Origin of the sequence: Comamonas sp. A7-5 (assembly GCF_039581385.1) — a bacterium.
Lineage (GTDB): Bacteria > Pseudomonadota > Gammaproteobacteria > Burkholderiales > Burkholderiaceae_C > Comamonas > Comamonas thiooxydans.
Map to the genome: position 1 here is coordinate 1 of NZ_JBCPWO010000012.1, position 21067 is coordinate 21067.

Here is a 21067-nt window from a genome sequence, read left to right on the forward strand (position 1 = left end):
CACGCGCTTGACAGGGACCAATACCTTCATTGCTGCGGCTCCTTAATGATTACTGCATTGACGTTTACGTAAACTGGATTCATTTTATGCGGCACCGCAACACTCTCTGCACAATTTTCCAGACAATCTGCCCGGAGATCTGTGCAGCAGCCTTCGCAGGTGGAATGGCATAAAAAAGAACGACCGTTCAATTTTATGCACAAGCCTTGCGAAATCATGGGTCTCAGATGGGTCAAATCAGGGTAAAACCTAGGAATTGAGTCCATCAGTGCCATGCCTGCATCCAGATAGGCCTCACGGTAACACTGCCAGAAAGCGGCTTCGTCGTTCAAATGGACGGGCTGAAAACACAAGACTCCGCGCTGTGAACGACGCCATCCACGCAGCTCCGCCTGCCCAACAACGAAGGCCGGGGAGCGCAAATCCAGGGTTTAGCGCCAGCGAGGCCGGCGCTTTTGAGCAAAAGCCTGAGCGCCTTCCTGCGCGTCGGCATCCAGCATATTGGTAGCCATGGTCTGACTCGCCAGCTGATAAGCCGACTCCAGGCCCATTTCACGCTGGCGATAGACCAGCTCCTTGCCCATTCTGATGGCCACCCGGGGCTTGCTCACGATGGCAGACACCAGCTCTTCCACCCCGGCATCGAGCCGCTCCGGCTCGACCACGCGATTGAGCAGACCGTAGTGCAGAGCCGTCTGCGCATCGATGAACTCACCCGTCAGCAGCATTTCCATGGACTGTTTGATCGGCATGTTGCGCACCAAGGGCACGCTGGGCGTGGAGCAGAACAAGCCGTATTGAATGCCGCTGGTGGCAAAGCGAGCCTCGCTGCTGGCCACGGCCAGATCACACTGCGCCACCAACTGGCAACCTGCTGCCGTTGCGATGCCCTGTACTCTTGCAATGACGGGAACAGGCAGCTTCTGAATCGAGAGCATCATGCGGCTGCACTGGGCAAACAGCTGCTGGTAGTAAGCCAGCTCCGTATGGGCCGCCATGTCCTTGAGGTTATGCCCGGCGCAAAAGGCCTTGCCTTGGGCGGCCAGCACCACCACACGCGCCTGCTCGTTCTTGGCCACGGCATCCAGCGCCGACTGCAGGGCCATGAGCATTTCACTGCTCAAGGCGTTGAAACGCTGCGCGTCGCTCAACGTGATGCGTGCCACGCCGCGCTCGTCCTGACTCAGTTGTACCAAGGAATCGCTCATTGCTGTCACCCTGCTTTCGGACTAGATATCGGCCAATACGCGCAGATGTGCTTCCACGCTGCGCGCCAGCGGGTCCATTACGTAACCGCCTTCGAGGCAGGAAACAATGCGACCCTTGGAAAAACGCCGTGCGATGTCCTTGATGCGAGTGGTGATCCAGGCAAAGTCGTTTTCCGTCATGCCGAGCTGGCCCATATCGTCTTCGCGATGCGCATCAAAGCCGGCGCTGATGAAGATCATCTCGGGCTTGAATGCTTCGAGGCGCGGAATCCACATCATCTCGATGATCTCTCGAATGTCCATGCCCTTTGTGTAAGCGGCCACGGGCACGTTGAGCATATTGGAGGCCGGGTCCTTGTCGCCGCTGAACGGGTAGAAGGGATGCTGGAAGATGCCGCACATCAGCACGCGCGGATCACCGGCCAGGATGTCTTCCGTGCCGTTGCCGTGATGTACATCAAAGTCGATCACGGCCACGCGCTTGAGATGGTGGCGCTCCAGCGCATACTTGACGCCCACGGCCACATTGTTGAAAAAGCAAAAACCCATGGCCTGGTTGCGCGTGGCATGGTGACCAGGCGGGCGCACGCTGCAAAAGGCATTTTCCAGTTCACCGGCCAGCACGGCATCGGTAGCAGCCAGTGTGGCCCCTGCAGCACGCAGTGCGGCCTTGAAGGTGTGGCGGTTGATGGAGGTATCTGTGTCGAGCTGCCTATGCTCGGGCCCGCCAGCTGCCAGCTCCTGCTCCAGCCGGTCGGTCAGGCCCTGCAGGGCGGCAATATGCATGGGGTCATGCGCCAGCTCGATCTCGGCCAATGATGCCAGCGGCACATTGCAGCGCTCCAGCGCATCGCCCACGCCGCTGACCAGCAGCCTGTCCTCTATCGCATCCAGCCGCGCCGGGCATTCAGGGTGGCCCGGCCCCATCTCATGCAACCAGCAATCCCGGTGGGTGAAATAACCTGTCTTGCCCACAGTCATGTCTCCGCTATCGCTTATTTAGGATATGTTTCTGCCATGCATGCACAGAACACAATTAATGCGCTTTTGAGTCAGCTTAACACGGTGATGGAGGGCAAGCCGGATCAGGTCAGAGACGGTGTCGCCTGTTTGCTGGCAGGCGGTCACTTGCTGATCGAAGACGTTCCTGGTGTAGGCAAGACCACCCTGGCCCATGCGCTGGCACGCAGTTTCGGCCTGCAGTTCTCTCGTGTGCAGTTCACTGCCGACCTCATGCCCAGCGACCTCACGGGGGTCTCCATCTACGATCGCGGACAAGAGGCTTTTGTGTTCCATCCCGGGCCGGTGTTTGCTCAGGTATTGCTGGCCGACGAAATCAACCGTGCCAGCCCCAAGACCCAGAGTGCGCTGCTCGAAGCCATGGAGGAGCGCCAGGTCACGACCGAAGGCAAGACCCACAGCCTGCCCGCCCCCTTCTTTGTGATTGCCACCCAGAACCCTCTGGAGCAGCTGGGAACCTTCCCGTTGCCCGAAAGCCAGCTGGACCGTTTTCTCATGCGCATAAGCCTGGGCTATCCCTCGCGCGATTCCGAGCGCAAGCTGCTCGCGGGCAATGGCCGGCGCGCCGCTGCCGATGCACTGCTGCCCGTCATCTCCCAGCAGCAGCTGCAGCAACTGCAGGCTGCTGCTCTGGCCGTGCATGCCAGCGACGCCCTGCTCGACTATGTGCAGGATCTGATTGCCGCCACACGCAACGGCCAGTGGTTTGCCCAGGGCCTGTCACCACGCGCAGGCATCGCGCTGCTACGTGCGGCCAAGACCATCGCGCTGATGGAAGGCCGCGACTATGTGGCGCCCGACGATGTGCAAGCCATACTGCCCCAGGTGATTGCCCACCGTCTGGTTCCCGTGGGCCATGCAGGCCGTGGTGCCGTGGAGCAGGTGCGCGCCATGATGCAAGCCGTACCGCTATCTTGATGCTGCCGATGTATTTCGTCATGAATTTCATAGCATGAAGCGCTCGGCATCAAAGGGCGAGCAGCCAGAGACTTCCAATATCTTCCAGCGGCTCTCGCCCCGCGCCAGGGTGCGCGAGTGGATGTTTGCACGTCTGCCGCGCAGCGACCAGCTCACGCTGACCCAGGGCAATGTCTACATCCTCCCCTCGCGCGCGGGCTGGGCCATGCTGGCCACGCTGATCGTGCTGTTGATTGCTGCCATCAACTACCAGCTCAACCTCGGCTACCTGCTCACGTTCTTGCTGGCAGGCAGCGCGACCGCCAGCATGGTTGTGGGCCATGGCAATCTGCGCGGTCTGCAGTTGAGCCTCAGCGGCGCAGGTACTCAAGGCAACGCGTCGGGCGGCTGCTTTGCCCATGCGCCCTGCCCCATGCATATCAGCCTGCACAATGCCCGCCGCTCGCGTCGCTGGGGCATAGGTCTCGCATTGCACAAGACCCGGCACAACACCGATCACTCTGATGCCTGGACCTGGGTCGACATTCCCGAGCAGGGCAGCACCGCCGTGCAGCTGAGCTTCATGCCCACACGTCGCGGCCGGCAGGAGCTGCCCGCCATCTCCATACTCACGCGCTACCCGCTGGGCGCATTTCGCGTCTGGGCTCTGTGGCGGCCCCAAACCCTGGTCTGGGTCTATCCCGCACCTGAAACCCATGCCCCGCCGCTGCCAGCCGCCAGCCCCGAAGCCGGCGGCCGCAGCAGCGCCCAGGTACGCAGCGGTGATGAATTCGATGGCGTGCGCAGCTATCAGACTGGCGACCCGCTCAAGCTGGTGGTATGGAAGAAAGCGGCTCAGTCCTTTGCCGCAGGCAGCCACCAACTGGTCAGCCGCGACCGGCCCATGGCCCACCATCACCGTCTCTGGCTCGATGCGCGCCATACCGGCCTGGCCGACCATGAGGCGCGGTTGTCGCGCCTTGCCGCCTGGGTGCTGATGGCTCAGCAGCAAGGCCGTACCTGGGGCCTACGCCTGCCCGGAGGCCAGGAAATCGCGCCGGCCAGCGGTGTACAGCACACCACGCGCTGCCTCGAAGCATTGGCCGCCTGTCCATGAAAGCAACCGCCTCTTCCGCCGGCAGCAGCTGGCTGCAGCGCCTGACTGCCCTGCCGCGCGATGCACGGGACACGCTGTTTCTGCTCGCCGTCATCGCCTGGATCATGCTGCCTCAGGTTCAGCACACACCTTGGTGGACCAGCGCCTTTGCCTCAGTCCTGTTGCTGTGGCGCGCACGCCTGGCACTGACCAGCGCCCCCCTGCCCAGCCGCTGGGTGCTGGCGGGCGTACTGACCATCGCCATTGGAGCGACCTGGGCCACGCACAAAACGATTGTGGGCCGCGATGCCGGCGTGACCCTGGTCGTCATGCTGCTGGCGCTCAAGACACTGGAGCTGCGCGCGCGGCGCGATGCCATGGTGGTGTTCTTTCTGGGTTTTTTTGTACTGCTCAGCAACTTTTTCTATTCGCAGTCCCTGCCCACAGCCATGGCCATGGTGCTCGGGCTGATGGGCCTGCTCACAGCCCTGGTCAACGCCCATATGACGGCCGGCAAGCCTCCATTGACACAGGCTCTGCGCACTGCAGGCTGGCTCGCGCTCTGGGGAGCGCCCGTGATGGTGTCGCTGTTTCTGTTTTTTCCGCGCATGACACCGCTATGGGGCGTGCCATCCGATGATATGGCCGGGCGTTCGGGCCTGTCCGAAAGCATGCGCGTGGGCGAGGTCGCCTCGTTGGCCATGGACGACAGCGTGGCCCTGCGCATCCGTTTCGATACCCCCGAGGGCAAAGAGCCGCCGGCCAACGCCCTGTACTTTCGCGGCCCGGTTCTCAGCCAGTTCGATGGCCGCCGTTGGCAGGCCGACCCTGTGCTCGACGCCATGGCCATGCCTCAGTTGCGCGTGAGCGGTGAACCCATTCACTACCAGATGCTGATCGAGCCGAGCAAGCGTCGCTGGCTGACCCTGCTGGATGCCGCCAAGACCGAACCGCAGATTCCGCCGGGCGCCTCGGTAGGCAGGCTTCGCATGAGCTCCAGCCTCCAGTGGCTGAGCTGGCGCCCGATTACCGATGTGCTGCGTGTCGATGCCCAAAGCCATCTCGACTTCAGTCATGGGCCGCTGCAGCTTACTCCAGAGCTCAAGCGCTATCTGCAGCTGCCAGCCGGCAGCAACCCACGCACACAGGCTTTGGGCGAACATTTGCAGGCCGAATTGCGCGCCCAGCCGGGCGCCGGCGCGGATACGGACAGGCTGATCGCCTCCGCCCTGCAGCGCCTGAAAACCGGCGGCTACACCTACACACTGGAGCCCGGCGTGGTCGACAGCGACCACACCGCCGATGACTTCTGGTTTGACAGCAAGCAAGGCTTTTGCGAGCACATCGCCTCAGCCTTTGCCGTGCTCATGCGCAGCATGGGAGTGCCCGCGCGCATCGTGACCGGCTACCAGGGCGGCGACCGCAACAGCGTGGACAATTACTGGACCGTGCGCAACAGCGATGCCCATGCCTGGACCGAGGTCTGGATTGCCGGCCGGGGCTGGGTCCGCGTGGATCCCACGGGCGCTGTCGCACCCAGCCGGGTCGGCCAGTTCCAGCGCCTGAGCCCTCCCCCCGGTGCCTTTGCCAGCGCCGTTGGCAACTTCGTCGATACCGGCACGCTGGAGAAGCTGCGCGCCGTCTGGGAGGCCGTCAACAACCGCTGGAACCAGTGGGTAATCAACTACACGCAAAGCCGTCAGCTCAATCTGCTGCAGAGCCTGGGCTTCGAATCGCCAAGCTGGACGGATCTGCTGCGCCTGCTGGCGGGCAGCTTGAGCGCTCTGGCGCTGCTGTGGCTGATCTGGGCCCGCGCCACACGTCCGCAACGCGACGGCTGGAGCCAGCTCATGCACGCTGCCAGACTGCGGCTGCAGCGCGCAGGCATAGCGAGCGGTGCCAGCGACTCCGCGCGCAGCCTGTCGCGCCGCGTGCAGGAGAGCTGGGCCAAGGAATCTGCATCCGCACCCCTGGCTACGGCCGTATCCGACTGGCTGCTGGACATGGAAAGGCTACGCTATGCGCCATCCTCCAATACCGAAGTCACCGAATTGAAGTCCTTGCGCCGACGCTGGCTGTCCATCCGGAAGCAACGCTGGCCCTATCCCTCAAGAAATAAAACATGAGCATCACCCTCAATAACAGCAAGCACCTCAAAGCTAAAACACTGAGTACTCTGGCCCTGTGCCTGCTGACCGCCAGCGTCATCGCCGCACCGGCCAAAAAAGCCGTCCGCAAGGCAGCACCGGCTGCCGTAGCCACGGCTGCAGCCGCCACGGCCGTGGCCTATGCCGGTCGGGGCGACGCCATGCAACTGGCCGAAGAAATCGCAGTCCGCCGCGATCTGCCTGTCGACTGGGTGCGTGCGCAGCTGAGCGAAGCGCGCAACCTGCCCGTAGTCACACGCCTGATGACGCCGGCCGGCAAGACCTTTGTGAAGAACTGGACGGTATACCGCAGCCGCTTTATCGACCCCGTGCGCATACGCGCCGGCGTGAAGTTCTGGCAGGCCAACCACCAGGCGCTCGCGCGTGCCGAGCAGCAGTTCGGCGTGCCCGCAGAGATCATTGTCGGCATCATCGGCGTGGAAACCATTTACGGCCGCAACATGGGCAACTTTCGCGTGATGGATGCCCTGGCCACGCTGGCACTGGACTTTCCGCAATCCCACCCTCGCGCCCAGGCCCGCACCGACTACTTCCGTGGCGAGCTCGAGCAGGTGCTGGTCACGGCCAGCCGCACGGGCAGTGACCCGTTTGAGCTACGCGGCAGCTATGCCGGCGCCATGGGCCTGGGTCAGTTCATGCCCACCAGCTGGGACAAGTACGCGGTCGACTTTGACGGTGATGGTCGCATAGACCTGTTCAACAGCGCCACCGACGCCATCGGCTCGGTCGCCAACTACTTCGTCGGCCATGGCTGGAAGCCAGGCCTGCCCACAGCCTTTACCGTGGACATGCGCGCCCAGGGTGAGAATCTGGCAATCCTGCTCGCACCCGATATCAACCCCACATTCACTGCCGCGCAGATGGCAGAACGTGAAGTACGTGTGCTGGGCGCCGACAACTATGAGCGTCCGCTGGCACTGATCGAGCTGAAAAACGGCAGCTCCGGCCCCACGGAGTACATCGCGGGTACCGAGAACTTCTACGCCATCACGCGCTACAACTGGTCGGCGTTCTATGCGCTGTCGGTGATAGAGCTGGGGCGCGAGGTACATGAAGCCTATCTGGCCAGCCAGACCGCCTCTGCCACACGCAACTAGATTCATTCGAGCTGCAGCGCATTTCCAACAAGCGCTGGCAGCTATTGATTCGATAGTTCTCCGGCCACTCAAAAGCGCTTCATCTGGCACTGACCAGGCATCTCTGCCCTGGCCGCAGCAATCTCGCGCACTACCTTGAAGCCGTAGCCCGAGCCTTCCACATCGAAGTCCACGCCTGCGCTGCCTCTTTTTTCCATCATGCCAACCACCAGCGATTGCTGAAACTGGTGGTCTGCCGCCCGCATGCTGCCCGAGCGGCCCGCCATCTGGACCCTGGCATGCTCCATGGCGTGGGCCACGGCGACGGTGTCCGTGCTGCCGGCTTTTTCGAGGCTCTGCGCAAGAGCCTCGATCATGAGCTGCATGCGCATATGCACATAGTCGTCCTGCGGCCTGGGAAAGCGCTGACGGAAGGACTGGTAGAAGGCGCGGCTCTCGGCCGTGGGCACATTGGGCAGCCAGTCGGCCACTGCCAGCACCTTGCCCACACCGGCATCACCCAAGGCCGCCGGAGCGCCCAGTGCATTGCCGTAGAAGGTGTAGAAACGCCCTTCATAGCCTGCCTCGCGCGCAGCCTTGACGAGCAGCATCAGATCATTGCCCCAGTTGCCGGTGATCACGGCCTGGGCACCGCTTTGCTTGATCTTGACCGCATAGGGCGCAAAGTCCTTGACGCGGCCCACGGGATGCAACTCGTCGCCCACGATGCGCACATCGGGCCGTTGCACGCCAAGCTGGCGCCTTGCCTCGCGCAGCACGGCCTGGCCAAAGCTGTAGTCCTGCCCGATCAGATAGGCACTGTGTACGGCCTTGTCGTCCTTGATGACCTCCATCAGCGCAGCCATGCGCATATCGGCATGGGCATCGAAGCGGAAATGCCAGAAGCTGCAGCGCTCGTTGGTCAGCGCCGGGTCCACGGCCGAATAGTTCAGATACAGCACACGGCGCGAAGGGTCTCGGCTGTTGTGCTTGTCGATGGCGTCGAGAAGCGCCGCCGCTGTGGCCGACGAGTTGCCCTGCATGATGATGCGCGCACCGCTGTCTATGGCCGCGCGCAGCGCCGACAGCGCCTCTTCGTTCTGGCCCTTGCTGTCATAGCGCTCTATCACCAGCTCATGCGGACCGTCGGCCAGGCTCACACCGCCGCGCGCGTTCACCCGCTCGGTCGCCCACAGCAGATTGCGGAACACGGCCTCGCCCGTGTTTGCAAACGGGCCCGAAAGACTCTCCACCAGTGCCAGCCTGATGGGTTGCGCAAGCTTGGCATTGGCTGCAGCCACAGCAGCGCCAGCAATGCCGAACGGCGCGCATAGTAGTGGCAACTGCAGGTATTTCAAGACATCACGACGCAATTTATTCATCAAAAAAACCTCTTGAAATGCGCTTGCCACCACCTACCTATGAATCAAGCGGCAACAACGCAAGCCGCGCAGTTTAAAGGAGTTAAACACCATGTTCTTCGCCCCTGTGATGAGCCGTAATACCTTTGTATCCCCTCGCGCCGCCGACTTGGCCCTGCAACGTTTTCTGCAGGAAACCCTGGGCGCTGCAAGCCCCGTACAACGCCAGGTTCAAGTCAGCCGCGACGACCAATTCACGACCCTGACCCTGGATGTGCCAGGCCTGGCACGCGAGCAACTCAAACTCTCGCTGGAAGGCTCTGTCGTCAAGCTCGAAAGCGTGGAAGGCGCTGCCCGCCAGGTCAGATACACCTGGGATCTGGGCCATGAAATCGATGCTGCCAACAGCAAGGCCAAGCTCGAGCATGGAGTGCTGACGCTGACCCTGGCCAAGCTCGAGCCCCAGAGCAAGGCCGTGACGCTGAGCATCGAATAAGCGCTGGTTTACGCCGACCGGCCAGCCTCATCCTTTCTTCCATCTCCTCTTAGCAAGAGGTCGGCCGGAAAGCACAAAGCCCGCACTGCCTTGGCGTTGCGGGCTTTTTTCATGCCAATGCCATGGCCGATTCCGGGAGTTGAGCTGATTCGGCGCTTTGGCCTACAGGCGCAGACTGCCGGTGCGTGTCGCGCCGCCATCTTGAATTCCTACACTGTGGGTTCAGCCGGGTGCGCCATTGCTGCACCGCTTTCCAACCCCCGCTTGAGGAATTCACCCATGGCGAAAGTGCTGGTTCTCTACTACTCCATGTACGGACATATCGAAACCATGGCTCAGGCCGTGGCCGAAGGCGCCCGCAGCGTCAGCGGTGCCGAGGTCACCGTCAAGCGCGTGCCCGAAACCATGCCCGAGGATGTCTTCAAGAACGCAGGCGGCAAGGCCAATCAGGCCGCAGAGGTCGCCAGCCCCGCCGAGCTGGCCAGCTACGACGCCATCCTGTTTGGCGTGCCCACGCGCTTTGGCAATATGCCGGGCCAGATGCGCAGTTTTCTCGACCAGACCGGCGGTCTCTGGGTCAAGGGGGCCTTGATCAACAAGATCGGCAGTGTCTTCACCTCGACCGGCACCGGCGGCGGCCAGGAAATGACGGCCACTACCACCTGGGCGACACTGGCCCATCACGGCATGATCATCGTGCCGCTGGGCTATCCGCTGCCCGAACAGACCAATCTGAGCGCGGTCAAGGGCGGCAACTCGCCTTATGGTGCCTCGACGATTGCGGGTGCCGATGGTTCGCGCCAGCCTCATCCCGACGAGCTGAGCATTGCCCGCTACCAGGGCCAGAACGTAGCGAAACTGGCCGTAAAGCTGGCCGGATAAACGCAGGCAACCATGAAAAAAGCAGCCACCTGGGCTGCTTTTTTGCTGTACGGACTCACCTGAGCGAATCCAGCGGCCAGCGCGGCTTCACATCAAACGCGTATTCATGCAGGGCCTGCTCGCGTCCCGCCTGTATCCGCATGGCGGCAGCCATGGCAATCATGGCGCCGTTGTCGGTACACAGATGCAGCTCGGGGTAATGCACGCGGATCTTGTGCTTGGCGCAGGCTTCATTGAGCTGTTCGCGCAGCTGCTTGTTGGCACCCACACCTCCCGCCACCACCACCCGCTTCATGCCGGTCTGCTTGAGTGCAGCCATGGTTTTCTTGACCAGCACATCCACAATCGCGGCCTGCGTGCTGGCGGCCAGATCGGCCTTGCGCGCTTCCAGCTCTTCACCCAGCTTCTTGGCCTGGGTCAGCACAGCCGTCTTGAGGCCGGCAAACGAAAAGTCCAGGTCACCCGAATGCAGCAAAGGGCGAGGCAGCTTGAAGGCCTGAGGATCGCCGCCCTCCGCCAGCTTCGAGAGCACGGGACCGCCCGGATAGGGCAAGCCCATGAGCTTGGCCGATTTGTCGAAAGCCTCGCCCGCAGCATCGTCGATGGTTTCACCGAGGATTTCGTATTCGCCCACGCCGTCCACACGCATGAGCTGGGTGTGCCCCCCCGAGACCAGCAGGGCCACAAACGGGAACTCCGGTGGGTCGGCACTCAGGAAAGGCGAGAGCAGATGGCCTTCGAGGTGGTGCACGCCCAGCACAGGCTTGTCCAGCGCGGCTGCCATGGCACAGGCTGCACCGGAGCCGACCAGCAAAGCCCCGGCAAGACCGGGTCCGCGCGTAAAGGCAATCACATCGACATTTTCGAGCTGCTCTCCGGATTCGGCCAACACCTTCTCGGTCAGCGGCAGCACACGGCGAATATGGTCACGGCTGGCAAGCTCGGGCACCACGCCGCCATAGGCGCGGTGCATTTCAATCTGGCTGTGCAGCGCATGACTCAGCAAGGTGGGCACACCTTGACCGTCCGGCGTGCGCACCAGGGCCACACCGGTTTCATCACAAGAGGATTCGATTCCCAGGATCAGCAAACTCATGGCCGCAAGTGTAGGACTTGCGCCCTCCAGATGCAGAAAAGGCGGGCATTAGCCCTGCCCGCCTTCGCTATTCAATTCATAGCATCCTACGGTTGATTCACATTGGGGGTCCCGGAAATATAGTGTTCCAGCTGATGAATCGTGAACTGCTGGGCCGAGATGATTTCCTTGACGATGTCACCAATCGAAATCAGCCCCTGCAGCTCGCGGGTCTCGTTGATCACGGGTAGATGGCGCATGCGATTGCTGGTCATCAGTGACATGCACTCCTCGCTGGTCTGGCGCGGCAGCACGCAATGCACCTTGCGCGTCATAACCTCGTCCACGCGCGTGCTGGCCGAGCTTCGCCCTTGCAAAGCGATCTTGCGCGCGTAGTCGCGCTCGGTCACGATGCCCGCGATCTCGCCACCTTCCAGCACCAGCAGTGCGCCAATGCTTTTTTCCGCCATGAGCTGCAGTGCAGCCAGCATGGTGTCGGAGGGAGAAACGCTGTAGATAGTGCTGTTGCCCTTGGTGCGCAGAATTTCGGCGACGGTCGTCATCTGGTTCTCCTTTCTGGATCGGCCTGTCATGCAAAACGCATGACGACATGACCAGTGTGAGAATCCTGCTGCATTGCGGCAATCAGGCTATGCCCGTATACAAAAACAAAAAAGGCAGCCAAAGCTGCCTTGATACTGTCACTCAATCCGGGCTCAGCGCCGACCGCCCAGCAGTCCCGCGCCCAGCTTGAACAGATCTCCGGCATCAAGCTTGCCGTCGCCATTCTGATCGAGCAGGCTGCCGAGGATGCCTCCTGCCGCACCGCCTTGCGACTGGATCTGGCCGCGCTCCTGATCCAGGGCATTGCCCAGGTCGCCGGCCCCCATGCCCTGCGTCTGGACCCGATTGGCCAGAAAAGACATCACCAGCGGAGCCAGCAGGGCCAGCAACTGACCTGCATTGCCACCCAGGCCCGTGGCCTGACCCAGCCGGGACTCGGCCTGCTGCTGCTGACCGCCAAAGATATTGCCCAGGATGGCACCTGCATCCAGCTGCGAGTTACCGGCACCGGAGCCGCCTCCCAGCACCGAGCCCAGAATGCTGCCCAGCCCACCCAGGCCGCCAGCCGCACCGGCGCCACCGCCCGCTGCGCCCAGCAGGCCACCGAGCCCGCCCAACAGCCCTCCCATATCCATCGCTCCATTGGCACTGCTGTGATCGCGCTGCAGCGCACCGAACAGATCGGCAGCTCCCTGAGGCTGGGCCGTGTTCTGGCCCAGCGCACCAAACAGCATGGGCAGCGCCACACCCACGGCCTGCTCGGCCTGCACAGAGTCGATGCCCAGCTGCTGGGCCAGACCCTGCATGGGAGCGCCCTGCAGCTGGCCCATGAGTTCGTCGGTCAAAGATGCGTTAGCGGTCATTTCAACACTCCTCAAAAACAGCGCACATGGTACGCGCGCCCTGCGTCCCGAAATGTGATCAATGTTCATTCACTACGCAAGCCCCTCCCGGGCTATAGACCATTGAGGCGGCCCGCGCCCTGGACAGGGCCTCCTGCAGGCCGCAGCGTCCGGTGACGGCTTGTCTCAGAAGGAGTGCGAGATGCCCACCAGCAGCGAGCGTGGCCTGCTGCCCTTGGGAACCGAAGGTCCGGCATTGCTGGCGCTGTTGATGGTGAACGCTGCGTCGGCCTCGTTGCGGATTGCGGAGACACCCGCATACAGCTTGGTGCGCTTGGACAGCGCATGGTCGTAGCGCACGCTCAGGGCACGGGCATCGCTGTTCGCACGCGCACGCCCCTGGAACTGCCCATAGGACAGCAGCACCTGCCCTGCCGTGCTGACCGGTATGGTCATGCTGGCTTCAAAGAAGCGTCCGCGCTTGCTGGCTGCATCCGGTAGATCATCTTCGCGGGTGGAAAGCAGCAAGGCCGCCCTGGCCACCTTGAAGTCATAGGAGCCGCCCAGCAAGCGATAGCGGTCGGTGTTCTGGGCCGTGGTGCGACGCTCCCACAGCGAGGCCCCCAAGCTCCAGGGACCGCGCGTGTAGTCCAGCGAGCCGCCGAACTGGCGCCCCACACTGGTGCCGGCGTTTTCCCCGAACGAGTACATGCCCCGCACCACCAGTCCCGCCATGGAAGCCGACTGAAAGCGCAGCGAGTTGTCGGCGCGCAGCACCGTGCCGTCACGGAAATAGTTGGCGGCGTTGCCCCAGATCAGGCCCGTCAGAGCATAGGAAGCCAGCGAGGTATGAAACGTGGTGTAGTGGCGACCTACCGTCAGCTGACCCCAGTCGCCGCCCATGCCGACAAAGATCTGCCGACCGAAGGCCAGCCCTCCTTGACCGCGCTCGCCGGTATCGGCATTCAGTCCGGCCTCCATCACGTACAGCGCACGCAGGCCACCGCCCAGATCCTCAGTCCCGCGAACACCCCAGCGCGAGCCCGCCAGGACACCGCTTTCCGCGCGCAGGGTGCGACCCGCGCCGGTGGACACCGACTCGGCGGCCATGTCCACCACACCGTACAGCGTGAGCTGGGATGTGGCGGGCGCTGCGGTCTGGGCCTGAGCCAGCGAGCATGTGGAGATGAAGGCAGCGGCCACGGCCAAGCCTCCCGATTGCAAGGATGTCATGAAGTCTCTCTTTTTTAATAATGGATGGGGCTCGCGGCAGAGTCCTACCGCTATCGAGCCGCTGACAGCAGCATCCGCCGCAGTTGCGGGGACACCGTGTGGGAGTCCGACGCCTCAGATGGCGCCGGCCGCGCTCATTCGAGGCGGATGTTCTTTTGCGTGATCAGGCTGCCGTAGATGCGTGCATCGTTTTCGATGCGCCTGGCCAGCGAGGCGGCGCTGGTATCGTCGATGCGCCAGCCCTGGGCAAGCAGCTTGCTGCGGATATCGGGAGCATGAAGAATCTTTTCCAAGGCCGCGGCCAGCTTGGCGCGATGCTCTGCAGGCATGGAGGCCGGTGCCATGACCGCATTCCAGACTTCGATGTCCACATTGCCGGCACCAATCTCGGGCATGGCCGGGACGCCGGGCGCGAGCGGGCTGCGCTTGCTGGAACTCACGGCCAGGGCGGCCAGCTTGCCGGACTGGACCAGGGGCATGACGGTGGAGGCCGGCAGCAAGGCCATCTGCACCTGATCGCCCATCAAGGCGTTGACCACGGCAGGACCGCCGTTATAGGGCACATGCTGCAGATTCAGGCCCATGGCTTCCTTGATCAGCTCCACGCCCAGGTGGCCGCCGGACCCCGTGCCCACCGAGCCGTAGTTGCCCTGGGTCCCGGTCTTGAGCGCCTTGAAATAGGCGCCCGCATTCGCAGCCATGGACTTGGGAGCCACCAGCACCAGAGGGGCCGAGCCGATCATGGCCAGCGGTGCGAGATCCTTGATAGCATCGTAGGGCAGCTTGCTGTAGAGAAACTTGGAGCTGGTCAACGGGCCGTTGCCGATCACGCCTATGGTGTGGCCGTCGCCGGCCTTGGCCACGGCGTCGGCGCCGATATTGCCGCTGGCGCCCCCTTTGTTCTCCACCACCACAGGCTGCCCCAGGGCCTTGGTCAGGGGCTCGGCCAGCAATCGGGCCTGCACATCGGGCGAAGAGCCGCTGGCATAGCCGACGATCAAACGTATGGGGCGGGTGGGCCAGTCAGCCTTGCCCTGGGCCTGAGCCACCAAGGGCAGGCAGGCAGCGGCGCACAGCAGCAGGGCAGCCCGGCGCACGGGCATCGATTTTTTTGTCATCTTCATGTCTCCAGAATCTCGGTCTCAGTCTCGGATCAACAATCGGCGTATCCAGCCATCAGTTCCATCATCGGTGGCAGGCGTCCGCTGGCGGGCAGGGCAAGCTGCGAACGGTACACCCGGGTTTGCAGGACAAAGTCCCGCTGCTGCGGCTTTTCGAGGTGATGCGCCTGCATTCGGTCGGCCCACCATTGGCTGCCTTGGGCGCATGCCGGTCCATCCAGATGCTCGGCCAGCATGACCACCGTGACTTCCCCCTGGGCCTGCTCGACAATGCGCTCCCCGCCAACGGGGTAGTGCAAGCAACGCTCCACAGGCACCACGCCCGCCGTGACACGCAGCAGACGCCCTTGCCGCACCGCCTGCTCCGCCCAGCGGGCTGCCTGCGCGGCCCAGGCCTGCGCATCGGTGGTGACGGCCTTGAGCGTCGTCAGCGCCGCACCGCTGGATGCTCCAGCCTGGACCTGCAATAGGCAGGGCCTGCGCATGAAAGCACTCAGGCGCGGCCTCATGCGTGCCGACCAGGGCGTGGGATTGGCGATCACATCTGCATACTCGGCAGAGTCCAGGGCCGCCAGAGACTCAAGACCGTAGAGCGTGAAGTATCCGCAGGCGCCGACATAGCGATGGCCGTAGACAAAGCCTGGCAAACCCACGCGCTCGGGAACATGCTCGAGGGCATGCCAAGCCTCGTATTCTGCGCGAGCCTCAGGCCGGTCGATATCGTTCCACAAGGCCAGAAAGGCGCTGCTCATGATGCAGAACCCGCGCCGGGTTGAATCAGCACCTTGCTCGCCAGCCGCGCGCGAGCCAGCTCAAAACCCTGCCCGGCCTGCGCAAGCGGCACGCGATGGGTGATCATGAGGCGCAGTTGATCCTGATGGGTCTGCATGAATTCAACGACTTCCAGCCAGCAGCGCTCGGGCGCGCGATAGGAGCCGCGCAGCTGCTGATGACGTCGCACCAGGGCCGTCAGATCCAGCGGCACGGGAGCGGAATGAATGCCGGCAATCACCAGCACACCGTGGGTCTTGAGCGCTCGCAGGGCCGGCGCCAGCACGGCCGCCGCCCCGGTGGCTTCGATCACCACGTCAAAGAGAGCTTGCTGCGTATACGCGGCAAGGGCTTCGTCGATGTCCTGCCCCTCGAAGTCCAGCAAATCCTCGAACCCCATGGAGCGCAGGACCTCCAGCCGCGCGGCATCGCCATGGCCGGCCACCACCACCTGGGTCGCCCCCGCGGCACGCGCAAACAGCGCAATGCCCTGGCCGATATTGCCGGGCCCCAGGATCAGCACGCGATCGCCGGGCTGGACATTGCCCGTGCGCACGGCTTCGAAGCTCACCGACAGCGGCTCGGCCAATGCGGCAACCTCGGGGTCCACACCGTGTGGAATCACCACGCAATTGCGCAGGGGCACGGCCACATACTCGGCAAAGCCGCCATGGCGCATGACACCGATGCCGCGACGGGTGGTGCAGGCATCGAAGTCGCCGGCACTGCAACTGGGGCATCTGCCGCAGGTGACCGAAGGCCGCACGGCCATCAACTGGCCCAGGGGCAGATGCTCGGCCCCCTCGCCTCTGGCCACGATCTCGCCGCTGAACTCGTGACCCACGGTCACCGGCAGCGCGGCCTGCAAAAAGTGATAGCTCGCCGTCCAGGCATCGATATGCAGATCCGTACCACAGACACCGGTGGAATGAACCCGCAGCAGCACCTCACCTGCGGCAGGCGACGGCATATCGACCTCGTTGAGCTTCAGTCCCTTGGCGGACTCGGTTTTTTGCAAGGCTTGCATGAGAGAGGCAATGCATGCGTGGACATGCATCTCAGAACGAACAGGATCGGCAGTGTTGCCGCCCTTCATTCATATGTCCAACACTGATTTAGTATAAAACTCATACTTTCTAAATATGGATTTATTCAGGCATGGAACTGAGACATCTGCGCTATTTCGTGGCGGTTGCCGAGCAGGGCAACGTCAGCAGGGCCGCCCGCAAGCTATTCATCGCCCAGCCGCCGTTGTCGCAGCAGCTCAAGCAACTCGAGGATGAGGTCGGCACGCAGCTCTTCACCCGCCTGCCGCGCGGCATGCAACTCACCGCTGCGGGCGAGTCGCTGCTGGAAGATGCGCGCGTCATATTGGCGCGTGCCGAGCAAGCCCCCTTGCGCGCGCGCGAACGAGAGCGCAGCAGCCAGACCGTGCTGCGCCTGGGGCTGGTTCCCTCGGCCATGCAGTCACTGCTGCCCGGCTTGCTGCGGGCCGTGGCACAGGCAGGTTGCGAGGTGCAGATCGAAGCCCGTGAAATGATTTCCTCGCAGCAACAACGGGCCTTGCGCCAGGGCGAGCTGGAACTCGGCTTTGCCCGCCCCGGGCACAGAGAGGCCGACGAGCTTGAGCTGGCCAGCATCGATGACCCCTACTGCCTGGCAGTTCCGGCCTCGCACCCTCTGGCCGAAGGCAGTGGAATGCTGGATCTTCAAGCAGCCGTGCATCAGCCCTTTGTGGGCTTCACCCGCTATCAGGACACTGACTACTTCGACCGCACTGTCGCGCTGTGCGCCGAGGCCGGCTTCACTCCGCTGATACGCCACGAGGCTGGCCAGCTGGTGAATGTGCTGGCACTCGTGGCCTGCGGTCTGGGCGTGGCCATCGTGCCGGCATCCTTCGCGATGTTCCACCGCGAGCAGATCGTGTTCCGGCCGCTTCGGGCTTCGCGCCAGGTCAGCCGGCTCGCCGTCCTAGCGTCTGCCGAAGCGCTCAAGAGCAACCCGATGCTGGACCTTGTCGCCCAGCTCGCGCAATCCCAGCTACAGGCCCTGGCTGCACAGCTGGCGCAACAGGGAGCGACGGAGTCTCGAGCACAGCCGGTTTGATTTATATAACCAAATCGTCTGACAACTCATGGTTTTTATAGCGACAATTACGTTAATCATGAGCATCAGCCACTACATCAAGGAAATCGGTCGCGGCACCAAGGGCGCGCGCTCTCTTTCGCGGGCCCAGGCCTGCGATCTGATGGGGCAGGTGCTGGACGGCAAGGTCAGCGATCTGGAGCTGGGCGGCTTTTGCATTGCCATGCGTTTCAAGGGCGAAAGCGCCGAAGAGCTGGCAGGCTTTCTCGACGCCACCCAGCAACGTCTGCCCGTGTGGCCGCAGGCCCATAAGGCCCAGCCCGTGGTGGTCATCCCCAGCTACAACGGCTCGCGCAAGCTGGCCAACCTCACACCGCTGCTGGCTGGTTTGCTGGCGCAGCAAGGCCTGCCGGTGCTGGTGCACGGCAGCCATACCGAAGACAAGCGCCTGGGCACGGACCAGGTGTGGCGGCAGTTGGGCTGGACGGCCATCGAGCGCCCCGTCGCTCTGGAGCCTGGCGACAAGGTCTGGATGCAGACCCGTCACCTGCTGGCGCCGCTGGATCGGCTGCTGCAGATTCGCCGCCAGATGGGCCTGCGCAACCCCGCGCACAGCATCGTCAAACTGCTGGACCCTATCCATGGCAGCAGCACCGCGCAGTCCGGGCTGGTGCTGGCCAGCTACACCCACCCGGCCTATGCCCAGCCCATGCTCCAGACGCTGGCCCTGCGCGCAACCAGTGCGCTGCTGGTGCGCGGCACGGAAGGCGAGGCTGTGGCCGCCCCCCACCGCGAACCCGTGAGCACGGGTGTGATTGCCGGAGAAATCTGCTTTGAGCGCTCTTCCCTGCACAGCAGCCAGCTCGCATCCGGCACCGAGATCAGTGCCCCGGAACAAGATCTGAATGCCGAGCAGACAGCCCGGCTGACGCTGGACATTCTGAACGGCCAGTTGCCTGTGCCGACGCCGATCGCGCAACAATTGGAACAGATACAAGCCCTGCACCAGGCCATGCAGGTCACCGATGCCGGCGCTGCCGCCAGCCGCGCCGCACTGCAAGCCTATAACCGCAGCCCCGACTGAGACCCCCACAATGACTGCCATTTCCCACAACCCCAATCAGCGCGGCTCCTGCACCCTGGTGGGTGCCGGCCCCGGCGACCCCGAGCTGCTGACCATCAAGGCCGCCAAGGCCATTGCCGCAGCCAGCGTGCTGTTTGTCGACGATCTGGTCAGCGATGATGTGATGAGCCACGCCTCGCCCAGTGCCCGCGTGGTCTATGTGGGCAAGCGCGGCGGCTGCAAGAGCACTCCCCAGGCCTTTATCGAAAAGCTCATGATTGCCGCCGTGCAGGACGGCGAACGCGTGGTGCGCCTCAAGGGCGGGGACCCCTTCATCTTTGGCCGTGGCGGCGAAGAGGTCGAACATCTACGTGAGGCCGGTATCGAGGTGGATGTCATCAACGGCATCACCTCCGGTCTCGCGGGCCTGACCAGCCTGGGCGCCCCGCTGACCCACCGCGACCGCGCGCATGGCGTGCTTTTCATGACCGGCCATGCCAAACCCGGCGACAGCGGCCCCGACTGGCGCCAGATCGCCGCCACGGCCCATGCGGCCAAGCTGACGCTGGTGATCTACATGGGAGTGAGCAGCGTGGAGCGCATCAGCAGCGAGTTGCTCAGCGGCCTGCCAGGCAGCACGCCCGTTGCCGTGATCCAGCATGCCAGCCTGCCGCAGCAGCGCCATGCGCTGACTTTGCTGAAGGATTTGCCGCAGAGCATTGCCGAGCATCAGCTGGGCAGCCCCAGCATCATCGTCGTCGGCGACGTGGTCCAGGGCATTGCCGCCTGGCAGAACCAGCCTCAAGCCTTGCCGCAATCAGCGGCCGCCTGAGACTGGACCGCCCCCGGGCTGTCCCGCAACCCGGGCTAGCGGCGACCCGACTCAGGGCGTACGAGTCTCGGCGAAGCGCTCGGCCAGCTCCTTGCGCAGTTCCTTTCGGATGATGGCGGCGTCCCAGCGGCGCTTTTCCTCGTCGGTTTCGAGCTGCAGCGGAGGCACGGGGGCAGGCTTTTTGTCATCGTCCACGGCCACCATGGTGAAGAAGCAGCTGTTCACGTGGCGCACCACCTGGCTGCGAATCTCCTCGGCAATCACCTTGATGCCGATTTCCATGGAGGACTTGCCGGTGTGGTTCACGCTGGCCAGAAAAGTCACCAGCTCACCTACGTGGATAGGCTGCAGAAACATCACCTGATCCACGCTCAGCGTCACGACATAGCGGCCCGCATAGCGGCTGGCGCAGGCATAGGCAACCTGGTCCAGCAATTTCAAGATGGCGCCCCCGTGCACATTGCCGGAGAAGTTGGCCATGTCAGGCGACATGAGCACGGTCATGCTCAGCTGGTGGGATGGTGTATTCATGGGGCGCGATTCTAGAAGTGATCCGGGACGCACGCTGAACCCTTGCGCATACCCCAATGGGACAATGGGCTGCAGATATAAACAAGTACCGACTTACACCGTGCTGTAAGTCTCAGGAGTGCGTCTTGCAAGTTCTGTTTCCCAACCCCTTCGGCCAGCCTGCCGCCAGCGCACAGGAAGTTGCAGCGCTGCAGGCACACATTGGCTTCTCAGATGCTTATGCGCAGTTTCTGATCACACAGAACGGCTTTTCCATGTATGCGCTGGAACAGGCCTCAGACCACGCCAGCTATCTTCATGACAGCACCGAGATTGCCAGCGAAAGCCACGCCAACTTTGCCGACCTCTTCAGCTTTGGCGCGCAACAGCATCAGGAAGACCTGAAAACCGTGCAGTCCGAATTTCTGCTGGCCCGCTGGTTCGTAGCCATTGGCCACGACCAGGGGGGCAACCCATTTGTGGAAGTTCTGCACGGTCGGCACAAAGGAAAGATCGGCAGTCTGGACCACGACCTTTTTCTGGGCGCCAGCGATCTGCAGGAATTCTTCGGCGATATGGAGCTGGAGCATATTGCGGCACTCAGCCTCGCCGATCAGGCCGACGCACTGTGCGACTCCAAGCTGGGCCTGATCTGGTTTCACGCCAGTGACCTGAATCACTTTACGGCCTGCTGCATTCACTGCGACGACGGTTTCTGGGGCTTTGTAGTGGACGAGCCCAAAATCTGAGGCATCTGGGACAATCGC

At 63.1% G+C, this 21067-nt stretch carries 21 protein-coding genes; 10 read left to right on the forward strand and 11 right to left on the reverse strand.

From position 1 onward, the window contains the following. Positions 1 to 431: 431 nt before the first annotated feature. Together AAIL67_RS18290 and AAIL67_RS18295 are read right to left on the reverse strand one after the other, a co-directional pair. Positions 432 to 1208 (reverse strand): enoyl-CoA hydratase, encoded by a 777-nt coding sequence (locus AAIL67_RS18290; protein WP_034380031.1) that lies wholly within the window; start codon positions 1206 to 1208, stop codon positions 432 to 434. A gap of 21 nt (positions 1209 to 1229) precedes the next feature. After that, positions 1230 to 2189: a histone deacetylase family protein gene (locus AAIL67_RS18295; RefSeq protein ID WP_003053043.1), complete on the reverse strand. Its 960-nt coding sequence runs from the start codon at positions 2187 to 2189 to the stop codon at positions 1230 to 1232. 36 nt (positions 2190 to 2225) lie between these two features. On the opposite strand from AAIL67_RS18295, the gene AAIL67_RS18300 reads away from it, so the two are divergent. The 4 genes from AAIL67_RS18300 to mltB are packed head-to-tail and all read left to right on the forward strand — an operon-like array spanning position 2226 to position 7486. After that, complete coding sequence (locus AAIL67_RS18300; RefSeq protein WP_034380034.1) at positions 2226 to 3146, forward strand: AAA family ATPase; 921 nt, start codon at positions 2226 to 2228, stop codon at positions 3144 to 3146. Positions 3147 to 3180: 34 nt separating this feature from the next. After that, positions 3181 to 4242, forward strand: a complete 1062-nt coding sequence (locus tag AAIL67_RS18305; protein ID WP_343484530.1) for a DUF58 domain-containing protein — start codon at positions 3181 to 3183, stop codon at positions 4240 to 4242. Further along, positions 4239 to 6347 carry a DUF3488 and transglutaminase-like domain-containing protein gene (locus tag AAIL67_RS18310; RefSeq protein WP_059441125.1) on the forward strand — a complete coding sequence of 703 codons (2109 nt, stop codon included), beginning with the start codon at positions 4239 to 4241 and terminating at the stop codon, positions 6345 to 6347. The genes AAIL67_RS18305 and AAIL67_RS18310 overlap by 4 nt, the downstream gene beginning before the upstream one ends. Continuing rightward, entirely contained in the window at positions 6344 to 7486 is a 1143-nt protein-coding gene (gene mltB / locus AAIL67_RS18315) for a lytic murein transglycosylase B (protein WP_034409319.1), read from the forward strand. The genes AAIL67_RS18310 and mltB overlap by 4 nt, the downstream gene beginning before the upstream one ends. Positions 7487 to 7554: 68 nt before the next feature. On the opposite strand, the gene AAIL67_RS18320 is transcribed toward mltB, so the two are convergent. After that, positions 7555 to 8847 carry a branched-chain amino acid ABC transporter substrate-binding protein gene (locus tag AAIL67_RS18320; RefSeq protein ID WP_034380045.1) on the reverse strand — a complete coding sequence of 431 codons (1293 nt, stop codon included), beginning with the start codon at positions 8845 to 8847 and terminating at the stop codon, positions 7555 to 7557. Positions 8848 to 8938: 91 nt separating this feature from the next. On the opposite strand from AAIL67_RS18320, the gene AAIL67_RS18325 reads away from it, so the two are divergent. Both AAIL67_RS18325 and wrbA read left to right on the forward strand, forming a co-directional pair. Beyond that, positions 8939 to 9322, forward strand: a complete 384-nt coding sequence (locus AAIL67_RS18325; protein ID WP_034380047.1) for an Hsp20/alpha crystallin family protein — start codon at positions 8939 to 8941, stop codon at positions 9320 to 9322. Positions 9323 to 9601: 279 nt separating this feature from the next. Next, complete coding sequence (gene wrbA, locus AAIL67_RS18330) at positions 9602 to 10204, forward strand: NAD(P)H:quinone oxidoreductase (protein ID WP_343484531.1); 603 nt, start codon at positions 9602 to 9604, stop codon at positions 10202 to 10204. A gap of 55 nt (positions 10205 to 10259) precedes the next feature. Here the strand turns inward: wrbA and tsaD are convergent, their stop codons facing one another. The 7 genes from tsaD to AAIL67_RS18365 form a co-directional block, all read right to left on the reverse strand. Further along, positions 10260 to 11300: a tRNA (adenosine(37)-N6)-threonylcarbamoyltransferase complex transferase subunit TsaD gene (gene tsaD, locus AAIL67_RS18335; protein ID WP_034352676.1), complete on the reverse strand. Its 1041-nt coding sequence runs from the start codon at positions 11298 to 11300 to the stop codon at positions 10260 to 10262. Between the two features lie 86 nt (positions 11301 to 11386). Then, entirely contained in the window at positions 11387 to 11842 is a 456-nt protein-coding gene (locus tag AAIL67_RS18340) for a CBS domain-containing protein (RefSeq protein WP_034352679.1), read from the reverse strand. A 153-nt stretch (positions 11843 to 11995) separates the two neighbouring features. Beyond that, the gene (locus tag AAIL67_RS18345) at positions 11996 to 12706 is read right to left on the reverse strand and encodes a DUF937 domain-containing protein (protein ID WP_034389452.1); all 711 of its coding nucleotides are present in this window, start codon (positions 12704 to 12706) and stop codon (positions 11996 to 11998) included. A 165-nt stretch (positions 12707 to 12871) separates the two neighbouring features. Beyond that, positions 12872 to 13918 carry a porin gene (locus AAIL67_RS18350; protein ID WP_034409321.1) on the reverse strand — a complete coding sequence of 349 codons (1047 nt, stop codon included), beginning with the start codon at positions 13916 to 13918 and terminating at the stop codon, positions 12872 to 12874. Between the two features lie 134 nt (positions 13919 to 14052). Continuing rightward, a complete protein-coding gene (locus tag AAIL67_RS18355; RefSeq protein ID WP_052088303.1) occupies positions 14053 to 15021 on the reverse strand; it encodes a tripartite tricarboxylate transporter substrate binding protein in 969 nt (322 codons plus the stop codon). Positions 15022 to 15071: 50 nt separating this feature from the next. Next, a complete protein-coding gene (locus tag AAIL67_RS18360) occupies positions 15072 to 15791 on the reverse strand; it encodes a hypothetical protein (RefSeq protein ID WP_034409327.1) in 720 nt (239 codons plus the stop codon). After that, on the reverse strand, positions 15788 to 16837 hold the full coding sequence (locus tag AAIL67_RS18365; protein WP_343484532.1) for an alcohol dehydrogenase catalytic domain-containing protein: 1050 nt from the start codon (positions 16835 to 16837) through the stop codon (positions 15788 to 15790). Before AAIL67_RS18365 ends, AAIL67_RS18360 begins: the two co-directional genes overlap by 4 nt. A gap of 131 nt (positions 16838 to 16968) precedes the next feature. On the opposite strand from AAIL67_RS18365, the gene AAIL67_RS18370 reads away from it, so the two are divergent. The 3 genes from AAIL67_RS18370 to cobA are packed head-to-tail and all read left to right on the forward strand — an operon-like array spanning position 16969 to position 19790. Next, positions 16969 to 17916 (forward strand): LysR substrate-binding domain-containing protein, encoded by a 948-nt coding sequence (locus tag AAIL67_RS18370; RefSeq protein ID WP_343484533.1) that lies wholly within the window; start codon positions 16969 to 16971, stop codon positions 17914 to 17916. 58 nt (positions 17917 to 17974) lie between these two features. Further along, a complete protein-coding gene (ybiB, locus tag AAIL67_RS18375; RefSeq protein ID WP_343484534.1) occupies positions 17975 to 18979 on the forward strand; it encodes a DNA-binding protein YbiB in 1005 nt (334 codons plus the stop codon). A gap of 10 nt (positions 18980 to 18989) precedes the next feature. After that, positions 18990 to 19790: a uroporphyrinogen-III C-methyltransferase gene (cobA, locus tag AAIL67_RS18380; protein ID WP_343484535.1), complete on the forward strand. Its 801-nt coding sequence runs from the start codon at positions 18990 to 18992 to the stop codon at positions 19788 to 19790. A 51-nt stretch (positions 19791 to 19841) separates the two neighbouring features. Here cobA and AAIL67_RS18385 read toward each other — a convergent pair whose 3' ends face one another. Continuing rightward, positions 19842 to 20321: an acyl-CoA thioesterase gene (locus AAIL67_RS18385; RefSeq protein ID WP_003069412.1), complete on the reverse strand. Its 480-nt coding sequence runs from the start codon at positions 20319 to 20321 to the stop codon at positions 19842 to 19844. A gap of 125 nt (positions 20322 to 20446) precedes the next feature. Between AAIL67_RS18385 and AAIL67_RS18390 the strand changes: the two genes are divergently transcribed. Next, positions 20447 to 21049, forward strand: coding sequence for an SMI1/KNR4 family protein (locus AAIL67_RS18390; RefSeq protein WP_045839847.1), 603 nt, complete (start codon positions 20447 to 20449; stop codon positions 21047 to 21049). Positions 21050 to 21067 lie beyond the last annotated feature (18 nt).

Excerpts from the sequence above, each read along its gene's own strand:
- AAIL67_RS18360 (WP_034409327.1), bottom strand. The coding sequence starts at position 15,791 with ATGAGCAGCGCCTTTCTGGCCTTGTGGAACGATATCGACCGGCCTGAG.
- AAIL67_RS18300 (WP_034380034.1), top strand. The coding sequence starts at position 2,226 with ATGCATGCACAGAACACAATTAATGCGCTTTTGAGTCAGCTTAACACG.
- AAIL67_RS18325 (WP_034380047.1), top strand. The coding sequence starts at position 8,939 with ATGTTCTTCGCCCCTGTGATGAGCCGTAATACCTTTGTATCCCCTCGC.
- AAIL67_RS18385 (WP_003069412.1), bottom strand. The coding sequence starts at position 20,321 with ATGAATACACCATCCCACCAGCTGAGCATGACCGTGCTCATGTCGCCT.
- wrbA (WP_343484531.1), top strand. The coding sequence starts at position 9,602 with ATGGCGAAAGTGCTGGTTCTCTACTACTCCATGTACGGACATATCGAA.
- AAIL67_RS18305 (WP_343484530.1), top strand. The coding sequence starts at position 3,181 with ATGAAGCGCTCGGCATCAAAGGGCGAGCAGCCAGAGACTTCCAATATC.
- AAIL67_RS18290 (WP_034380031.1), bottom strand. The coding sequence starts at position 1,208 with ATGAGCGATTCCTTGGTACAACTGAGTCAGGACGAGCGCGGCGTGGCA.
- AAIL67_RS18295 (WP_003053043.1), bottom strand. The coding sequence starts at position 2,189 with ATGACTGTGGGCAAGACAGGTTATTTCACCCACCGGGATTGCTGGTTG.
- AAIL67_RS18365 (WP_343484532.1), bottom strand. The coding sequence starts at position 16,837 with ATGCAAGCCTTGCAAAAAACCGAGTCCGCCAAGGGACTGAAGCTCAAC.
- tsaD (WP_034352676.1), bottom strand. The coding sequence starts at position 11,300 with ATGAGTTTGCTGATCCTGGGAATCGAATCCTCTTGTGATGAAACCGGT.
- AAIL67_RS18320 (WP_034380045.1), bottom strand. The coding sequence starts at position 8,847 with ATGAATAAATTGCGTCGTGATGTCTTGAAATACCTGCAGTTGCCACTA.
- AAIL67_RS18345 (WP_034389452.1), bottom strand. The coding sequence starts at position 12,706 with ATGACCGCTAACGCATCTTTGACCGACGAACTCATGGGCCAGCTGCAG.
- AAIL67_RS18370 (WP_343484533.1), top strand. The coding sequence starts at position 16,969 with ATGGAACTGAGACATCTGCGCTATTTCGTGGCGGTTGCCGAGCAGGGC.
- cobA (WP_343484535.1), top strand. The coding sequence starts at position 18,990 with ATGACTGCCATTTCCCACAACCCCAATCAGCGCGGCTCCTGCACCCTG.
- AAIL67_RS18340 (WP_034352679.1), bottom strand. The coding sequence starts at position 11,842 with ATGACGACCGTCGCCGAAATTCTGCGCACCAAGGGCAACAGCACTATC.
- ybiB (WP_343484534.1), top strand. The coding sequence starts at position 17,975 with ATGAGCATCAGCCACTACATCAAGGAAATCGGTCGCGGCACCAAGGGC.
- AAIL67_RS18355 (WP_052088303.1), bottom strand. The coding sequence starts at position 15,021 with ATGCCCGTGCGCCGGGCTGCCCTGCTGCTGTGCGCCGCTGCCTGCCTG.
- AAIL67_RS18350 (WP_034409321.1), bottom strand. The coding sequence starts at position 13,918 with ATGACATCCTTGCAATCGGGAGGCTTGGCCGTGGCCGCTGCCTTCATC.
- AAIL67_RS18310 (WP_059441125.1), top strand. The coding sequence starts at position 4,239 with ATGAAAGCAACCGCCTCTTCCGCCGGCAGCAGCTGGCTGCAGCGCCTG.
- mltB (WP_034409319.1), top strand. The coding sequence starts at position 6,344 with ATGAGCATCACCCTCAATAACAGCAAGCACCTCAAAGCTAAAACACTG.